Raw genomic sequence first — 18,398 nt, 5'->3', positions numbered from 1 at the left:
TTCTTTACAAACGAAGATCAGCTACCATATCACGAATCGATCCGAAAATTCTTGAACTAAGATAAGAAATTTGGATGGGACATAAACGGTACGGTCATCTTAAAAAGACTAAAGCTTGGCGTTTAATTGTAAATGAATTAGCCGGGTTTGCATTAGGAACCTCCGAAATATCCTCAATAGCTCAAAAGACTCTTCAAGAAGTACAAGACAGGTACAGCAATCTAAAAAATGATCCCTCCATAAATGCAGGCTTCGAGTTTTTAGTACACGTTTCTTTGGCTTTCCAAAAGGAAAACCCGTTAAAATATCTTGCGGAAAAAAAGATTTTAGATAAAGAAGAACTTTCATTAATAAAATTGGCTAGGGGCGCAACCAAGTATAAAAACAATGAAGTAGTTTCCCACGAATATCAAACATTTGCAAGACAGGCTGCTATAGATGCAATTAACAAATGGTACAGACAGAACATTGAAAGAGGACGAAGTTTATTCAGTGAAGATATTGATTCGAAAGCAATATTTCATAAGGCTGCCAACGGAAGCGGTTTTTGTGAGCTATCAAGATTGTACTTCTCAAAATTGACTGAACGGTATTTGAAGTATTATCTAGAAAGAGAAGCGGCCGCAAAAATTACTAATGTAAATGACAGAAAGAGATTTTCTAAAGAAATTGAGAAAGAAGTAAATCAAATTTCTCAACACGCTTTTGAAACCGCTAAAATTACAGAATCATTTGCTGCGGGATGGTATAACAAAAATGTTAAGAATGCATTCCCGGAAGAAAATGAAATAAAATATTTCCTATCTCGTTCTTTAGGCAAAATGAAAAGCGAACTCTTGATGGAAGAGGAGAAATGAGAGAGTTCGCGGAACATATAATCGCTTGCAATGGAATACATCTAAAAGACGACTTTAAAAATTCAAGGTATTTGGAGCTTAACCATGAAGGCGACAGAGGTAAAAAGAATGTAAATATTTATCTAAATAATTTTGTAGAAAACATATATAAGTTAGACAACAGGTATAAAGATTTATTAGAGATTGCAGCTTATATATTTGCCGCCGACAGACGGACATATAGAGGTAAACCGGATGATAATGAATACCATAGCTGGAGCAGATCATTTAATTTCCATCTACCCGTAAGAGATTATAATTTTTGGAACACATTAGAAGTAAAAGAATTGCTTGAAGAAGCCTTACTCTTTATGAGCGGCGATCATAGTTATAAATTTACGTTTTATAAAAGGAGTAAAGATTTTCCTACCAGTATTTTTGATGATGAGAATTTTACTGTTGACAGACCGGATAATTTGAAGGTTGTGCTCTTTTCAGGTGGGATTGATTCACTTGCGGGAGTTATTGAATTATTAGAAACAACAGATTCGGAAATATGTTTGGTAAGCCACCAAACAGGACTTCCGGGTGTTCAAACTACACAGAAGGGGTTGTATAATGAAATCAAAAGGTTATATCCCGAACGATGTAAGCATTATAAATTCCGCTGCGGTTTAAGCAATACACCTTCAAGAGACGAGACTCAAAGAACAAGGTCGTTTTTATATACTTCAATTGCATTTGCACTTGCAAGAGAGTATAACCAAGATTCTATCTATATTTATGAAAACGGTATCACTTCAATTAACTTTGCCGAGACACAGGATTTAATGAACGCAAGGGCAAGCAGAACAACACATCCGCAAACTATAAGAAAATTAGAAGAATTATTTACAGTTATCGGTGAAAAGCAGTTTTCAATTCAACATCCCTATTTGTATAAAATCAAAACAGATGTTGTTGAGATACTAAAAACACATAATAGATTAGATTTATTAGACAGTTCCGTTTCATGCAGTACAACAAGGAATAAAGCACCCGGCACAACTCACTGCGGTGTATGTTCACAATGTATTGATAGAAGGTTCGCAGTTTACGCTGCAGAAGTTGAGAAATATGATAACACCGGGCTATACCATTTTGATTTTTTAGAAGATGACTTAGAAAAAGACGATATAAAAAAGATATTAACCGAATACATACGGTTAGCACAAAGTTTCGCAAATCAAAACATTGACGGATGGTATGAAGAACGTGGAAGTGAAATTATAGACATAATAGATTTTATTGAAGGCTCTTCTGAATTCGAAAGACTTGAAAAGTTATATAATCTTTGTCGAAGACATTCGAAACATATAGAAAAATCAATAAAGAGAATGCGAGATTTACACGACTCGCCTTATAAACATCCGAGACCTAAATCATTTTTCAATTTGATAATAGGTCCAAGAGTTTATCAACAAAAAACAGACCAAAACAAATCTCCTTCGAGAAAGGAAAAGGGATTAGAAAAAGAGGTTCCTTCGAAAGGGCTAAAGAAATTAGCGAAAGAAGCTTGCGAGAAATTAATCAAACAGAGAATAATTACTGAAGTGCTGACTGAAACCAAGACAAAAAGAAATATCAGTAACTTAGTAGTTGAGCAATTGAAAAAGGAACGCTACATAATCACAAAAAGAAACGAAAATACTATCAGCGATTATTTCAGAAAATTTGAATTACAGCTTAGGAAAGAAAAAAACGGAAACCTAGTAGTAATAGAGAACCGTTTAAAAAGATAAAAAAGGATCATCCCCAAAATCCCCACGAAATCCCCGCTTGTTCCCTTTCATCTTCCCCTTTTTATTAGCGTCAAAAAAAGGAGAAGAAAAGGAAATGAAAAAAGACGCAATAGCAAAGCAGTTGGAAGAAATCAAATCACTTCTTAAAAAGAAAGTCGACCAGGCCAATCGGTATGCAAGTAAACCTCTAAACTTCAACCAGGCTGCGGAGTATCTGGGATTCTCACATTCCTATTTGTACAAACTAACTTCACGAAAGATAATTCCTTGTCACCGACCTACCGGAAAAGTATTGTTTTTCAATAAGGCGGAATTGGATGAGTGGATATTCGAAAACAGAAGTCAGGAGTCAGGAGACAGAAGTCAGAATAAAAACAATGAAGAAGAAGATGAGCCGCCGTAAGTCTGCTTCGATACAATCACAAAAATCGTGATTTACTCAGCAACCGGAAATACGAAGATTGGTTGATTGAGTGATTGGATGATTGGAAAGAAAACTGTTGTAAATAAATATTCTTTGGAAGCCCGCCTACGCTAAAGCTTCCCCCTACGCCACAGCTTCGGAGGACAGGACGGCGGATAGAGATTAAAAAGTTATAAAGAAAAAGGAAAGTCCGGCTACGTTCAAGGAAGGAACTTCGCCGCGACATTTGGAAAGCAAATGGAAGGATTAAATAACATAAATAGTGAGATGCATAATACCGGAAGTAATACAGATCCTATGCAATTGTTCAAACACTTTTCTGCTGAGGATATGGAAAAGATAAAGCTGCTTGCAGGATTGCTCGGTATAGGAAATCAGCAGCAAACTGTTAAAGAAACGATAACTGTTGAACAGGGTTTTAGTGAGTACAATCATCTTATTGAGTTTAATCTTTCAAAAAAATCTGTTGCAACTGCCAAGACTGCTGAGAGAAGATTTTTAGAATTCATTCCGGGAAACAGAGCATTAAATACAATTGAGCGAAAAGATGCTGAAAATTTAATGATGAAGATTTCCAAGTCCGCGCCTCTCGGTTGTTATAATTACCTAAAAATATATAGAACACTATTCAATGTGTTTGTAGATTGGAATTATATTGCTTCAAATCCCTTCCTAAAAGTAAAACTACCCAAAAGACAAAAAGATGAACCGGTTGTATTCACCGAGGAACAGATAAAGATAGTCTGTGAAAGACTTACAAAAAAAGGCAAAGATGTTATTGCCGATATGGTTCTCTTTGCAGTGGAAACAGGATTGAGATTAGATGAAGAAAATAATTTGAGATGGAGCGATGTTGACTTTAGGAATAAAGTAATAACCATCGGGAATAAACTGTTCAAAACAAAATCTAAAAAAGTAAGAAGGATTCCCTTTAATGAAAGAATGGAGAGAATCTTATTACGGAATTCAAATAGGCAGCTTGAGAAGAGTAAAATTCTGAGAGAGTTTGTTTTTGTGCAGAGTAACGGAAAGCAATACAAAAAGGATACCGTTTCAAAATCATTAAAGAAAGTTATAAAAGAAGCAGGGCTGCCGGATGAACTTCACTGGCATTGTTTACGCGCAACAGCAGCAACACGATGGGCAAGTAATAAGGTACCAATATTTACTGTTTCAAAGCTTCTTGGTCATTCAACTGTAAATGTAACAACTAGATATTATGCCGGAATTGACTTGGATGAATTAAGGGATGCGGTTAATAGAATTTAAGATGTTCGATTGATGAGGGGAAGCCCTCACCCCGACCCTCTCCCAAAGGGAGAGGGAGTTTTTAGAAAATATTTAACGGAGTAATATTATGAGTACATATAAAAAATTAGCTAAAAATTATAAAAGTAGAATGGGAATAAATATACTGCCTCTGAAAGGTAAAAGACCAATGATTGAATGGGACAGATGGCTAAATACGATACAAACCGAAGATGATATTGAAAAGATGAATTGGAGCGGTTCTACCGGTCTTGGCGGAATACAAGGCATTAATGATTGGCGGTGCCTTGACTTAGATGCTGTTGAGGATTTTGAGATTAATGAATTGATTTTACAAGAATTGGGATTACCGGAAAAATATTGTTGGGTTGTGCAGAGCGGGAGCGGTGAAGGATTTCATATTTATATAAGGGTTAAAGAAAATGCTGAACGTCTTGATAAGTTAGGTGGCGATAAAGCAGTTTATAAATTTAAGTTAAAGAAAGATAGTTACTGCAAACATCTTGAATTACGGTGGAAAGACTGTCAAACAGCTTTACCTCCTTCTATGCACGAAAGTGGTGGTATTTATAATTTCTACTTTGATAACCCAGAAGAGCCTCCCTCCTTTGTTGAATTAGATAAAGTGATTGAGTGCCTAGAAAAGTTTTGTGTGATAGAGGCGCAAAGCGCAGAGAGCAAAGTGAAAAAAACTAAAGATGGTAGAAAAGCTGAAAGTGTCTACTATGACAAGGCAAGATTGGAAAATGCACTTGATTATCTTTCACAAAATTTACCGGATGGAAGTTATGAGGAATGGTATAAAATAGGCTTTGCTTTAGTACCATTGGGTGCACAGGGCGAAAAGTATTTTATTGAAATGAGTCTTAAAAACCCAAGCTATAATGACACCGAACTTGAGTTGAAGAAGAAATTTGAGTCGCTTGTTAAAGACTATGATGGCAGGGTTACATTAGGAACCATTTATCATATTGCTGAAATATACGGCTGGAAAAAGCCGGTAATAAAATTTTGGGTTCGTGAAAATGAAAAGATAAAAATCTCACGGATTCGATTTAAGAAATTTCTGGAAAGTGAAGGTTTCTGTAAATATAAGATAGAGTCTAATCATCTATTTGTAAGAGTTGAAAACAACATAGTTGAAGAAATCGACAGCATTGATGTAAAAGAATTTGTTATGAATTATCTGGAACGGATGGCTACGGAAGAATTTGAAGGAACAAGCCGGAACGAGATAATTGATGCTTTGATAAAATCTGCTAATCAGCTCTTCACACAACAGTTTCTTGAATTTTTGATCACAAAGAATATTGAATTTAATAAGGACACTTTTGATAAAGGTTACTTTTATTTCAAGAATGGTTTTGTTGAAGTAAGCGTAAGTAAGATTGATTTTCACAGCTATAAGGAACTTAACAAACACATCTGGAAGAAGCAGATTATAGATCGAAACTTTGTTGAAAGCAGTAAGCGAAGTGTGTTTGAAGATTTTCTGTTTAATGTTTGCCGGAGCGAAGTTAAAAGATACGAGGCATTAAAAAGTGCAATTGGTTATTTATTGCATACCTATAAAGATCCTTCAATTACAAAATCCATTGTTTTTATAGATGAAAAACTAAGTGACGGTGCATTTGGCAGAAGCGGGAAAGGACTTGTTATAAAATCAATATCTAAAGTGAGGAATGTAGTAGTTGAAGATGGGAGAAATTTTAATCCTTCAAAGAATTTTGCTTTCCAGAGAGTTAAGGCAGATACAAATATTATTGGGTTCGAAGATATTAGAGAGAAATTTCCGTTTGAAAGATTGTTCTCAATCATTACCGACGGTATTACTATTGAGAGAAAAAACAAAGATGAGATTCATCTTAGCTATGACGAATCGCCAAAAGTAGTTATATCAACAAACTTTTCGATTTCCGGTGTTGATGATTCAACGATTGACAGACAGTTTATTATTGAGTTTTCGGATTATTACAATAAATCTCATCGTCCGGTAGATGATTTTGGTAAGCCGTTCTTCGGTAGCTGGACTGATGATGAATGGAGCGACTTTGATAATTTTATGATTGGATGTCTGCAGTTATACCTTAAGAAGGGACTGGTTACTTATGAATTTATAAATCTTGATAAGAAAAAAATGATTGATGAAACGTGTCAAGAATTCGTTGAGTTTGCTGAAGATGAAGTTGAAATCGGTAAAGAGTATGAAAAGAAAGAATTATATGAAAGCTTCAAGAAAGAGTATGAAGATTTCGACAAACTCACTCAAAGCAAGTTTACCAGGTGGTTGAAGGTTTGGGGTAAGGTTAAAAACTATGAGGTACAGGAAAGTAAATCCGGTGGGAAAAGGAATATTAGGTTTTATAAGAAAGAAGAAAAGGAAGCTGCATAGTTTGGACAGGATGGACGGAAATTATGCATGGAATTTATCAGGTAAAATTTTGACAGGAAATTGCGGCCAAGAGTTTATGATTAAAAATATAAGGAATACAAAAATGCACTTAACACCAGTGAAAGCCATAAAGAAACATTGTTTTGATTGCTCGGGCGGTTCTAAAAAAGAAGTTCGAGAATGTATTATTACAGATTGTCCGCTATACCTCTACCGTATGGGTAAGAATCCTAATAGGAAAGGGATAAAAAATAACGGCTCAAGTAACGTTTTGGAAAAGAAAACGGAACATTCAAGGGTAAATGTTGAAGCGTACTCTTAAAGTAAAAAGAGTACGCTTAAGGCGTATATTTTAATAATAAATTAACCGCTTCCAATAGGTTTTCTTTTTGAAGATGATAATAAATCCGCCAAAGGCGGACACGTTTGAGTTGTTTTTATGTTACCGTGACCTAGTAATTCTTTTACTGCATAACGTGAAATACCGCGTTGAACTAATGCGTAAGAAAAGGAATGACGAAAAATGTACCGCAGAGGATTAAAAATTCTTCTCAAAAGAAAACCTTATTGCTTTAGCTATAACATTTGCACATATGTGCAAATATAATTACATTAGGGAATGAAAAAAGAAAAGATTGCGCCGGTTTGCGAAGTTGAAATTGTTGATGAAAAGAAAGTCGCGCAAGCCCAAAAGAAAATTGCCGATACTGATCAAGTTCTCGAGATGGCGGAAATTTTCAAATTACTTGGGGAACCAACTCGTTTGAAAATTGTTCTATCACTTATTAACAGCGAACTTTGTGTTTGCGATCTTGCAGCGGCGGTGGACTCAAATGTTTCAACTGTTTCGCATCAATTAAGATTATTAAGAAATGCGAGATTAGTTAAATATAGAAAAGATGGTAAAATGGTTTTTTATTCCATTGACGATAAACATATCAATGATGCGATTGAAAAAATTAAAGAACATACTGAAGAGAAATGAATTACAATTTTCTAAATAAAGTAACTCACATACTTTTATTGTTGATATTCATCAGTCATCTGACATTTGCTCACAACTTGATGTCCGAGTATGTTTTATGCATTGGCAGTGATGGTCATATAGCAATAGAAAAAGTAGATGACTGTACCGAATGTAATAACGTAAATTATTTTGATCAGACCGATGGTGTAGAAATAAAACAACAATGTTGCGAAGATGTATCTTTAGAAGAAAACTGCTTTGAAGAAGAGCAGTTTCTCCCCAAAAGTAAAATTGTATTATCCACTTACATTACTACCTTTGCTTTTATACCAATAGAAACTTATAACAATAAAGACAAATTCTATTCAAATAATTTTTATCAATTAATAGATCAAACCTTAGAGAATTACACTACAGTATCACTCATCATTTGATGCTAACCATAAGCTTTATTTAACCTAAAAACATTCTAAAAAATTATTAGAGTAAAAACTAAAGGAGTTTTTATGCACAGAGTAATGTGTATAGTATTCGTTCTGTTTAGTCTTCTGTCTTTATCTACAGTCGGACAAACAAACGGTGAATTAACTATTGAAAAAGCTGTTTCATTAGCGGTTCAGAATAATCCCGAACTGAAAACTTTACGCTATGAAATAGATGCGCTTAAAGCGGCAAAGCTGCAGAGCGGTTTAATGCCTAATCCCGAGTTTGAAGTTGAAGCCGAAAATATATTAGGAAGTAAAGACTTCAACGGTTTCAATAACAGTGAAATAACAGCGGTCTTGAGCCAGGATATTTTACTTGCCGGCAAGATAAGCAAACGGGTTAAAGTTGCCGAAACGAACATCTCGCTGGCTGAATGGGATTATGAAACAAAGAGAATAGAAATTATTACGGCTGTAAGAAAAGCATTTCAACAGGCGTTAGCCGTTCAACTTCTCATTGAAAAAAATGAAGAACTTATAGAAGTATCGAAAGAGTTTATTGCAAATCTGCAGAAACGCGTTGATGCCGGTAAAATCTCTCCGGCTGAAGTATCAAGGGCTAAGATAATTCTAAACTCACTAAAGATTGATTTGAACCGTTTGAAATCCGAATATGAAAATTACAAATCGGAGTTACTCTCGCTGATATATCAGCCGGATTTAACTATAGACGAACTCATTGGCGAACTTGAATACCCAGTTGATATTCCGAGTTACGACTCACTCTTAAACCAGTTGACTAATAATCCTAAACTCAAGAGATATGAAAGCGAATACGACAAACAAACCGCGATTGTAAATCTCGAAGAATCGAAAGCAGTACCCGATTTAACAATAAGTGCCGGAATCAGAAGATTGAATGACGCAAAGGCTAACACATTTTTGATCGGAGCATCGATACCGCTTCCTATCTTCGATAGAAATCAAGGCGCAATTCAAGAAGCAAAAATTCGTCTCGATCAAAAGAAAAGAGAATACTTTTCTGTTAAAAACAGGTTAACTCTGCAGTTAAATGTTCTTTATGAGAGGTTGAACACATTAATAGAGACCGCCGATCAGTTAAGCGGCGAGTCAATACCGGAAGCAGAAGACGCTTTCCAAATAATCAAAGAAGGAAATCTCGTAGGAAGGTTTGCCATAATTGACGTGCTGGATGCTGAAAGAACATTGTTTGAGCTTCAGAATCAGTATCTGAATATTATCGGGCAAATTCATTCAACTCAAATCGAAATAGAAGGACTAATTGCAAAGGAAATAAATTAAGGAATCAATGAAATGGAAAAGAAAAATAAATATATATTCTTAATTATTGGTATTGCTGTCGGAGTGGTTCTAACCCTTGCGGCGGTGACATTTTTTGGTAAAAGTAGTGAAGATGTTCATTTGGAAGAAGCCGGGCATACCGAAGAAGCAGGAGAAGAACATACCGAAGAAGAACTTGTAGCTCTTTCCGATACCGAAATTAACGAACTCGGAATTAAACTTGATAAAGTCGGTTCAAAAAAATTACAGATGCATACCGATTTAACCGGCGAAATTGTACCCGACCCGGGTAAACTTGCTCATATTGTTCCGAGGTTTGCCGGTGTAGTAAAAAGCGTTTATAAAGAAATTGGTGATAATGTTAAAAAAGATGAAGTGATTGCTGTTATCGAAAGCAACGAAAGTCTTGTTACATACGAAGTTAAATCATCAATCGACGGAGTTGTTCTCGATCTTCATATGACCCCCGGAGAATTGATCGGCGACGACAAACATATTGTTACCGTTGCAGATCTAAGTTCGGTTTGGGCAGAATTGAACGTGTATCAAAAAGATCTTAATAAAATAAAAATAGGGCAGAGCGCTCAAGTTTATTTTAACGATATTAAAAATGCCGTAAATGGAAAAATATTCTATATAAGTCCTACTGTAGATGAACATACCCGCACGGCAACGGCAAGAGTACGTTTGAATAATTCGTCCGGTTACTGGAAACCCGGTATGTTTATAACGGGGAAAGTACTTACCGATTTTGTTGAAGTTGACCAAGCCGTAACTCTCAACGCAATTCAAAACTTCGAAGGACAGAAAGTCGTGTTCGTAAAAGAGGGTGAAGGTTTCAGACCACAGCCGGTAACTATTGGAAAAACGAATACAAATTACGCCGAAGTGTTAACCGGTTTGAATGCCGGGCAAACTTACATTGCCGAAGGAGCTTTTGTAATTAAATCGGAATTATTAAAAGAATCGTTTGGTGGCGGTAACGAACATTAATAGGAGAAAACAATGAATAAAATTATAGATTTTGCACTTAATAACCGTTTGCTCCTTACTGTATTGGCTTTGGTTGTTTTTGCCGGCGGTTACTTAAGTTATAATAAATTACCCATTGACGCATTTCCGGATGTATCTCCATCATTGGTTCAGGTTTTTACAGAAACTGAAGGTTTAGCGCCGGAAGAAGTTGAAAAGTATGTTACCTTTCCGGTAGAAACAGCAATGAATGGGTTGCCGAATTTGAAAAATATTCGTTCAGTTTCAAACTTTGGTTTGTCGGTTGTTAACATTTACTTTGAAGATGGAACCGATATATATTTTGCACGGCAGGTTGTTAACGAAAGATTACAAGAGGCTCGCGAACAAATACCGGAAGGATTCGGGGAACCTCAGATGGGACCGATTTCAACCGGAATGGGTTTGGTGCTGTTTTATTATCTTGAGGATACAACGGGCAATTATTCCCTTACCGAACTTAGAACAATACAGGATTGGATAATAAGGTACCAGCTACAAACCGTTCCCGGAGTTACTGAAGTACTCGGTATCGGCGGATGGGAAAAACAATTTCACGTAGTTGTTGACCCCAATGCATTGCTCCGATACGATATTGCAGTGAATGATCTTGTAGAAATAATTAAGAAAAACAATCTGAATGTAGGCGCATCATTTATTGAAAAAGATGCCGAAGAATTTTTAGTTCGTTCGGTTGGGTTAGCTACGAAAATAGAAGATTTGGAAAACATTGTCGTTAAATCCGAAGACGGAACTCCCATTTATTTAAGTCAAGTTGCGGATATAAAAATCGGCGGAGCGGTAAGAAGAGGCCTTCAGACAAGAAACGGTATTGAGGAAATAGTTGCCGGTCAGGTTGTTAAACTTTTTGGAACAAACTCCTCAACTGTTATAAGCAATGTTGAAAAGAAGATGGAAGAGATAAACAAAACTCTTCCCGAAGGAATAAAGATTGTTCCTTATTACGAACAGAAATCGCTTGTTGAAGCTGCTGTAAATACGGTCACTAATGCGTTGCTGCAGGGAATTGCCCTTGTTGCAATTGTATTGATTTTGTTTATGGGATCGATAAGACCGAGTATTGTTGTCGCAGTTTCAATTCCGTTCTCCGTTTTGTTCACATTTATCGGGATGGAGTATTTCGGTATTTCTATCAACTTAATGTCCTTCGGTGGGCTTGCAATTGCCATAGGAATGATGGTGGACGGGAGTATTGTACTTGTTGAAAATGTAGATAGGTTAAAACGAGAATCACCGGAAGATGAAAACTTCATTCATATTGTTGCGAAGGCTAGTAAGGAAGTTTTGCGCCCCATTTTATTTTCAATAATAATTATTATTACTGTTTTTATACCTTTGTTTACCTTGCATGGTGTTGAAGGCAAAACCTTCAGACCACTTGCATACACAATTGCACTTGCTATGTTTGGGTCTTTAATTTTTGCAATGCTTTTGGCTCCGGTATATTCTTCGTTTCTACTTAAAAAGAAAAACGAAAAAACTGTTGGGGATAAACCGAAAGAAAATATTTTAATTCGGATGTTACTGAAAATATATAGTCCGGTTATTAAGTTTTTCGTTAAGAACCGCATTGCCGCAGTGATGCTGGGGATATTGATTCTGATGGCCGGGGTATTGATTTATCCCAGGTTGGGTTCGGAATTTACGCCTACATTAAAAGAGGGAACCCTTATTGTAAGATTAGCTCTTGCACCATCTGTTTCCTTAGAATACAGTAAGGAAACTGCTCTAAAAGTTGAAAAAAGAATTATGAAGATTGAAGAGGTAGCCGGAACAGTGAGCAGAATAGGAAGAGGTGAGGTAGGCGCACATACCGATCCGATTAACAGTGTTGAAATGTATATTCTTCTTAAAGATGAAGAAGATTGGCGACCCGGAATGACACAGGAAAAAATCGAAGAAGAAATTAGACAGAAAGTTGAAAACTTTCCAGGTGTGCTTGTAAACTTTACTCAGCCAATACAAATGACCGTTGATGAACTATTGGAAGGTGTTAAAGCCGAACTTGCAGTTAAACTTTTTGGAGAAGATCTTGCATTATTAAAATCAAAAGCTGAAGAGGTAGCAGGAGTGCTGAGAAATGTAAGGGGTGCAGCCGATATTCAGGTTGACCAGATAAGCGGAAAACCGCAGCTTAAAATCACTGTCGACCGTCACTTAATTGCTCGCTACGGTTTAAATCTTGCAGATGTACAACAGGTTATTAAGACAGCCATCGGTGGAGAAACTGCCGGACAAATTTTCGAGGGTATTAGACGCTTCGATATTTTTGTACGATTAGCACCGGAATACAGAAATAACAAAGCTGCTATTAAAGAACTTCTGATAAGCACACCGACGGGAATGCAAGTTCCGTTAAGCCAGGTTGCCGATATTGAAGAAATAGAAGGACCGCGTCAAATTACACGCGAGCAGAATCAACGTTTTATTACAATTCAATGTAATGTTGTCGGTAGAGATATCGGGGGTTTTGTTGAAGAAGCTCAGCAGGAAATTGACGCAAAGGTAAACTTACCGGTTGGTTATTACACAACCTGGGGCGGGCAGTATAAACTGCAGCAGGAAGCGAACAAACGTTTTGCAATTGTCATCCCGATTACTTTATTGATTGTATTCTTCTTGCTCTATTCCAGCTTCAATTCAATGAAGAATACCTTGCTGATATTTATAAATATCCCGCTTGCTCTTGTTGGCGGAATCATCGCGCTTTGGTTAACCGATCAAAACCTTTCAGTGCCAGCTTCAGTCGGATTTATTGCGTTATTTGGTATTGCTCTGCAGAACGGAATGGTACTCGTTACATATCTGAATCAATTGCTGCGCGAAGGAATACCAATTGATGAAGCATCGATTGAAGGTGCGAAACTTAGACTACGCCCGGTATTGATGACGGCTCTTACAACAATGCTGGGTTTAATGCCCTTGCTTATTGCAACCGGCACCGGAAGTGAAGTTCAAAGACCGCTTGCTACGGTTGTTATCGGCGGGTTGTTTACTTCTACTATACTTACGTTGATTGTTTTGCCGGCATTGTATAAGTGGTTCCCGGTTAAAGTAAGGACAGGTGAAATGTAGACACTAATTTCACTAATTAGCACGAATACTAAATATATAATAAACCTCGAAGGTAATTCCTTCGAGGTTGCTCTAAGTAAGAAGTAAGATAGAATAATGGGAGAATAAAAATGAAAGAAATAAAAGCAATAATAAGACCGTTCAAATTAGATGATGTAATTACAGCTTTGCATAAAATTGAAGGACTGCCCGGAATTACAATTTCTGAGATCAAAGGTTTCGGAAAATCAAAAGCTAAGGATTCCGAGGATGCAATAAGAGAAGGATTGCACGATTATGTTGAAAAAGTGAAACTGGAATTAGTTGTTCATAATGATATTGTCGATGAAGTTGTGGATACTATTCAACGAATTGCCCATACAGGCAACCCCGGCGACGGGAAAATATTTGTAGTTGAGGTGAGCAACACTATCAAGATTCGTACGAATGAAAGAGGAGAAGAAGCAATCTGATATGGACGCTTAAATAGGAATAAAAATGGAATAGAATAATCATGAATCTTTTATTGATTTGTTGCATCTTACTCTATAGAAATGATTAAATATTTATTAAAATATCGTGCGTTATCGGTAACTGTTTTAGTTTTAGCGCCATTATTATTTTGGTTCGTCTATTCTGAAATGGGACAGTTCACTATTGCAGATGAAATTCCGGCTTCACAAGATTATTGTGAACTGGTAAAAGTAATAAAAACTGAAACCGGTAAAACTGCGCTAAGTGATTTATCCAAACTGAAAGTCGGGAAATCATTTTTCCCCGCTTCTATTGACGGGATAAACATACAACGTAATTCATATAATCAATTAGATATTAAACATTTCTACATTCCGCAAAAAACCAACAAAATATATCTTTTCAACAGCGCTTTTCTGATTTGATATTACTCCTTCTCGGGATGCACAGGCATTCTCTCTTTTCAAATTATCCCTTATATCTTAAAAGTATATAATAAAGCATATAATAATAATATTTATAATTTATAAAAAGTTACAAGGAGTAATACAATGTTACCTTTAAATAAAAAATGGTTTGCCGGAATTGCAATTGTTTTTGCAGTTCTGCTTGTATCTTTAACATTATTTGCGCAAGAGCATCCAAAGGAAAATAACTCTACGAATCATACTTATGATTCTTCTTACCTGAATACCAATGTTCCGGAACAGTATCGGCTTAATGATGACCAAATAAGCCGGGTAGATAAAATAAAAGCTGAATATGATGCATTAATACAACCGGAAATTGAAAAATATAATTCGGTTAGAGATGAATACTTTAATTACCGGCAGCAGGATGAAATCAGCAGACAACGTATAAGAGAATATCAAACCGAGTTGAGAAATATTGAAGATAATATCTACAGCTTAAAGACGGAAGCCGCAAATAAAATAAGAAATATATTCGGCAAAACTCAATTACCCTATTATAACAACTCAGTTTATGATAATTGGTGTGATATCTGGGGCTGGAATTACAACGGTTATATGGATTATGGAACGAGAGACCACGGATATATGGATTATGGATGGGGCTGCGCTCATCGGGATCACGGAATGAGAGACCGTTGCTGCTGGTAATATGATCAATAATTAATTGAGGAATCTCCCGCTGAATAAATCAGCGGGAGGGTTTATAAAATAATACTTGAATTCTTTAACCAATACAAGAAATATTATGAAACAGATAAAAAACAAAACCGCATTTACAATATTTATAATATTATTTATTGCGTCTATTGTTAATGCACAGGAAAATGAAAAATATAGAGTAATTGCCGGAATTAGAGTTAATCCATTAGTGATTTATGATTTTGAAGGTACAAGAAAAGAATTTGTACGAATCCACGGGGAAGTTGGTGCATTAGTTGATAAACGTACCTATTTTTCTCTTGGTTACACACCTTTTACAAACAGTATATACTCTTTTAATGAATATTGGTTTATACCTTTTAATAAACCGTTACCGATTTCGGCGGTTATTTCTGCGGAGTATATGTTTGATGATGAAAAACTTATACTTCAGGGTGGACCAAATTTCAAATTTAATGGTGGAAACGGATTTTTATTCCTTTTCACACCCGCAGATAAAATTGACTGGGGTCTTAAAGTTGGTGTGTTTATCCCAATAAACATAATATTAGGTAAGGGCTGAAATTTATATAAATATGAGTGAGCAAATGCTTCTCCCTGGGTAAATAATTAAGAAACAATGTAAAATAATTCAAAAAGGAGTAACAAAAAATGTCACAAACAAATTATGGCTTCTCAAAAGTAGTTAACCTCGGTTACGAAGAAGCAATTGAAAAAGTAACCGAAGAATTAAAGAAGGAAGGTTTCGGCATTCTAACTGAAATTGATGTTAAAGAAACACTAAAGAAAAAGCTTGATGTAGATTTCAAGCCGTATAAAATTCTTGGCGCTTGCAATCCGCCGTTTGCTCATAAAGCGCTTCAATCGGAAGAACAAATCGGCTTAATGCTTCCTTGCAATGTAATCGTTTATGTAAATGAGCAAAACGAAACTATTGTTACAGTCATAGATCCGATTGCATCAATGCAAGCAGTAAATAATGATAAACTTGGTGAGGTTGCAGAGACAATTCAAAGCAAATTGAAAAACGTAATTGACAGTCTATAAATTGAACTGTTCTATACTTTGTGAAATTTCAGATTTGTTGTCTGTAAAACATCATTAATTATTTTTCAAATCTCAAAGGGAGGAAATAAAATGAAACATCTATTAACATTATTCTTTTCACTAGCATTACTAATTACAGTCAAAGCACAGATGCACGGAGGCGGGCACGGTAATTTCGATCCCGATTCATTAACAGAAACAACTTTATCGGGAACCGTCATTATACAGAATGATTTTCAGCATTCGCAATATTTCTTAGATACAAACAATGACGGAACCGAAGACTACTACTTAAATTTCGGACCATATTGGTACGAACCGGACAGTTCTAATGTAGTTAGACCTACAGATGGTGAACAAGTTACCGTTACCGGCGGCTTACACGAATCTACTAACCTAGAAATCAGCACCTTAGTTGTTTACGAAATAAATGGTGAGTTTTGGAGAGAGCCGTATTATTCATATTGGAATAATTTCGACGGGCACGGCAGCGGTGGTCATGATGGAGGCTGTGGAGGTCATACTTTTGGAACACGGCACGATACCCTTGAATATGTTTTAAAAGAAGGAACAGCATTGGTTGATACTACATTTTTTATGAATCATTACTATCTGGATGTAGATAATGATACCACTGTTGACTATTTCTTGAATTTTGGTCCTTGGTGGTACCAACCGGAATCAGGCGCTGTAAGACCTGAGAACGGTGAAACTGTCACTATTGAAGGTGGATTAATCGACGGAGTTAATTTTGATATTATCGTAGTTTATAAAATTAACGGACAAGTTTGGATTGATTCAAGCAATTTCAGAAATGGAATTGGCGGCGGCTGGATAACCAACGATATGAACGATCAACGAAGATTTCATAATCCTTATGATGCTGAAGATCACTTTACGGTAATGCCGGGATGGAATCAAGGCGGCGGACATCATGGCGGCGGTATGATGCCTAATAATTTATTTACTCAAATGTTGGAATTATATCCTAACAATATTCCTAACGCACAAGGTCAGGGCGCTTTTATGGCTTATGAATTCGGTGCTTTCGGTGAAAACGGTAATAATATGTGCGGAGATGGTTTCAACAATCATATGGGATTCAGCAGTCAATCTAATTTCCAATTCCATTATAACGATATTCAAATTCAAGGAAATGAAGTTGACGAAAATTCTATTGAAGTAAAATATTGGGATGGAGCCGACAATAATTGGAAATCGATTAGCAATGTTTCAGTAGATCAGGAGTCAAACACCATTACATATTCAAGCGAAGATTTATATCAGTATGTAATTGTAACAGCCGACAAAGTTACCGGTGTTGAAACAAGTGATGGGGCTGAAATTCCATCTGATTTTGTTTTAAAGCAAAATTATCCGAATCCATTCAATCCGTCTACAACCATTGAATTTACACTTAAAAGTGCATCTGAAGTAAATTTAAGTATATACGATGTTTTAGGAAAGAAACTTACAACCCTCACTGATGGTATTTTACAAGCAGGAACTCATGAAGTGAATTTTGAAGGGCAGGATATTAGTTCAGGTATTTATTTCTATAGCCTAACAGTAGGAAATACTAAAGTTGTAAAGAAAATGACGCTTGCTAAATAATTTTATTAGCACCTCTCATGAATTGGGAGGTGTTTTTTAATTAGCCCTTTATTTGATTTATAACGGGAAAGATTATGTTGTTAATAAAATCGATATTTTTATTTTTCCTTGCCGGACTTGCCGAAATTGGCGGCGGTTATCTCGTTTGGCTTTGGCTGCGTGTAGAAGGAAGTATCTGGCTTGGGTTAATCGGCGGAATAATTTTAGTTTTTTACGGAATTATTCCTACACTCCAATCCTCTCTTAACTTCGGCAGAATTTACGCGGCTTATGGCGGTGTGTTTGTGGTAATGTCGATTTTATGGGGCTGGACAATTGACGGCAAAGCCCCCGATAATTATGATTTGATCGGCGCTGCAATTTGTATTGTGGGAATAGCTGTCATTATGTACGCACCGAGGAGTGTTTAAATGAAAAATATAATTTATGAATCAACTATAAAATGCCCCAATTGCGGATTTGAAAAACTGCTGATAATGCCGGAAGATGCTTGTATGCATTTTTACGAGTGCGAAAACTGCAAGCAATTATTAAAACCTTTGAAAGGCGACTGCTGCGTTTTCTGTTCATACGGTTCGGTTGTTTGTCCGCCAAAACAGAAAGAGAATAAAGGTTGTTGAAAAAATA

The 18,398-nt window shown here is 36.1% G+C and carries 20 protein-coding genes; 19 read left to right on the top strand and 1 reads right to left on the bottom strand.

What is annotated here, in order from left to right:
• Positions 1-74 precede the first annotated feature (74 nt).
• The 6 genes from ACSSWA_RS12400 (at position 75) to ACSSWA_RS12375 (ending at position 7,024) form a co-directional block, all read left to right on the top strand.
• A complete protein-coding gene (locus ACSSWA_RS12400; RefSeq protein WP_437356869.1) occupies positions 75-857 on the top strand; it encodes a hypothetical protein in 783 nt (260 codons plus the stop codon).
• Positions 854-2,617: a hypothetical protein gene (locus ACSSWA_RS12395; protein ID WP_437356868.1), complete on the top strand. Its 1,764-nt coding sequence runs from the start codon at positions 854-856 to the stop codon at positions 2,615-2,617. Before ACSSWA_RS12400 ends, ACSSWA_RS12395 begins: the two co-directional genes overlap by 4 nt.
• Positions 2,618-2,711: 94 nt before the next feature.
• Entirely contained in the window at positions 2,712-3,020 is a 309-nt protein-coding gene (locus ACSSWA_RS12390) for a helix-turn-helix domain-containing protein (protein WP_437356867.1), read from the top strand.
• Positions 3,021-3,278: 258 nt separating this feature from the next.
• Positions 3,279-4,310: a tyrosine-type recombinase/integrase gene (locus ACSSWA_RS12385; RefSeq protein ID WP_437346695.1), complete on the top strand. Its 1,032-nt coding sequence runs from the start codon at positions 3,279-3,281 to the stop codon at positions 4,308-4,310.
• Between the two features lie 88 nt (positions 4,311-4,398).
• The gene (locus ACSSWA_RS12380) at positions 4,399-6,702 is read left to right on the top strand and encodes a PriCT-2 domain-containing protein (protein WP_437356866.1); all 2,304 of its coding nucleotides are present in this window, start codon (positions 4,399-4,401) and stop codon (positions 6,700-6,702) included.
• Between the two features lies 1 nt (position 6,703).
• Positions 6,704-7,024: a hypothetical protein gene (locus tag ACSSWA_RS12375; protein ID WP_437356865.1), complete on the top strand. Its 321-nt coding sequence runs from the start codon at positions 6,704-6,706 to the stop codon at positions 7,022-7,024.
• Between the two features lie 41 nt (positions 7,025-7,065).
• Here the strand turns inward: ACSSWA_RS12375 and ACSSWA_RS12370 are convergent, their stop codons facing one another.
• Positions 7,066-7,257, bottom strand: coding sequence for a tyrosine-type recombinase/integrase (locus ACSSWA_RS12370; protein ID WP_437346693.1), 192 nt, complete (start codon positions 7,255-7,257; stop codon positions 7,066-7,068).
• A 64-nt stretch (positions 7,258-7,321) separates the two neighbouring features.
• On the opposite strand from ACSSWA_RS12370, the gene ACSSWA_RS12365 reads away from it, so the two are divergent.
• The 13 genes from ACSSWA_RS12365 (at position 7,322) to ACSSWA_RS12305 (ending at position 18,391) form a co-directional block, all read left to right on the top strand.
• Entirely contained in the window at positions 7,322-7,687 is a 366-nt protein-coding gene (locus ACSSWA_RS12365) for an ArsR/SmtB family transcription factor (protein WP_437356864.1), read from the top strand.
• Positions 7,684-8,103 (top strand): hypothetical protein, encoded by a 420-nt coding sequence (locus tag ACSSWA_RS12360; protein ID WP_437356863.1) that lies wholly within the window; start codon positions 7,684-7,686, stop codon positions 8,101-8,103. The genes ACSSWA_RS12365 and ACSSWA_RS12360 overlap by 4 nt, the downstream gene beginning before the upstream one ends.
• A gap of 72 nt (positions 8,104-8,175) precedes the next feature.
• A complete protein-coding gene (locus ACSSWA_RS12355) occupies positions 8,176-9,417 on the top strand; it encodes a TolC family protein (protein WP_437356862.1) in 1,242 nt (413 codons plus the stop codon).
• 12 nt (positions 9,418-9,429) lie between these two features.
• Positions 9,430-10,410, top strand: a complete 981-nt coding sequence (locus ACSSWA_RS12350) for an efflux RND transporter periplasmic adaptor subunit (protein ID WP_437356861.1) — start codon at positions 9,430-9,432, stop codon at positions 10,408-10,410.
• Between the two features lie 12 nt (positions 10,411-10,422).
• Positions 10,423-13,524, top strand: coding sequence for an efflux RND transporter permease subunit (locus tag ACSSWA_RS12345; RefSeq protein ID WP_437356860.1), 3,102 nt, complete (start codon positions 10,423-10,425; stop codon positions 13,522-13,524).
• Between the two features lie 110 nt (positions 13,525-13,634).
• A complete protein-coding gene (locus ACSSWA_RS12340) occupies positions 13,635-13,976 on the top strand; it encodes a P-II family nitrogen regulator (RefSeq protein ID WP_437356859.1) in 342 nt (113 codons plus the stop codon).
• Between the two features lie 81 nt (positions 13,977-14,057).
• Positions 14,058-14,402 carry a hypothetical protein gene (locus ACSSWA_RS12335; RefSeq protein ID WP_437356858.1) on the top strand — a complete coding sequence of 115 codons (345 nt, stop codon included), beginning with the start codon at positions 14,058-14,060 and terminating at the stop codon, positions 14,400-14,402.
• A 126-nt stretch (positions 14,403-14,528) separates the two neighbouring features.
• Positions 14,529-15,098 (top strand): hypothetical protein, encoded by a 570-nt coding sequence (locus ACSSWA_RS12330; RefSeq protein ID WP_437346685.1) that lies wholly within the window; start codon positions 14,529-14,531, stop codon positions 15,096-15,098.
• A gap of 97 nt (positions 15,099-15,195) precedes the next feature.
• Positions 15,196-15,672 (top strand): hypothetical protein, encoded by a 477-nt coding sequence (locus tag ACSSWA_RS12325; protein WP_437346684.1) that lies wholly within the window; start codon positions 15,196-15,198, stop codon positions 15,670-15,672.
• Positions 15,673-15,761: 89 nt separating this feature from the next.
• Positions 15,762-16,157, top strand: coding sequence for a DUF302 domain-containing protein (locus tag ACSSWA_RS12320; protein ID WP_437356857.1), 396 nt, complete (start codon positions 15,762-15,764; stop codon positions 16,155-16,157).
• A gap of 90 nt (positions 16,158-16,247) precedes the next feature.
• Positions 16,248-17,771 (top strand): T9SS type A sorting domain-containing protein, encoded by a 1,524-nt coding sequence (locus ACSSWA_RS12315; protein ID WP_437346682.1) that lies wholly within the window; start codon positions 16,248-16,250, stop codon positions 17,769-17,771.
• A 74-nt stretch (positions 17,772-17,845) separates the two neighbouring features.
• Positions 17,846-18,181, top strand: coding sequence for a YnfA family protein (locus ACSSWA_RS12310; RefSeq protein WP_437356856.1), 336 nt, complete (start codon positions 17,846-17,848; stop codon positions 18,179-18,181).
• A complete protein-coding gene (locus ACSSWA_RS12305; protein ID WP_437356855.1) occupies positions 18,182-18,391 on the top strand; it encodes a GDCCVxC domain-containing (seleno)protein in 210 nt (69 codons plus the stop codon).
• Positions 18,392-18,398 lie beyond the last annotated feature (7 nt).

Source organism: Melioribacter sp. Ez-97 (assembly GCF_051488665.1).
Lineage (GTDB): Bacteria > Bacteroidota > Ignavibacteria > Ignavibacteriales > Melioribacteraceae > Melioribacter.
The sequence above is the reverse complement of the archived record's forward strand: the minus strand, read 5'-3'. Positions and strand labels throughout refer to the sequence as shown.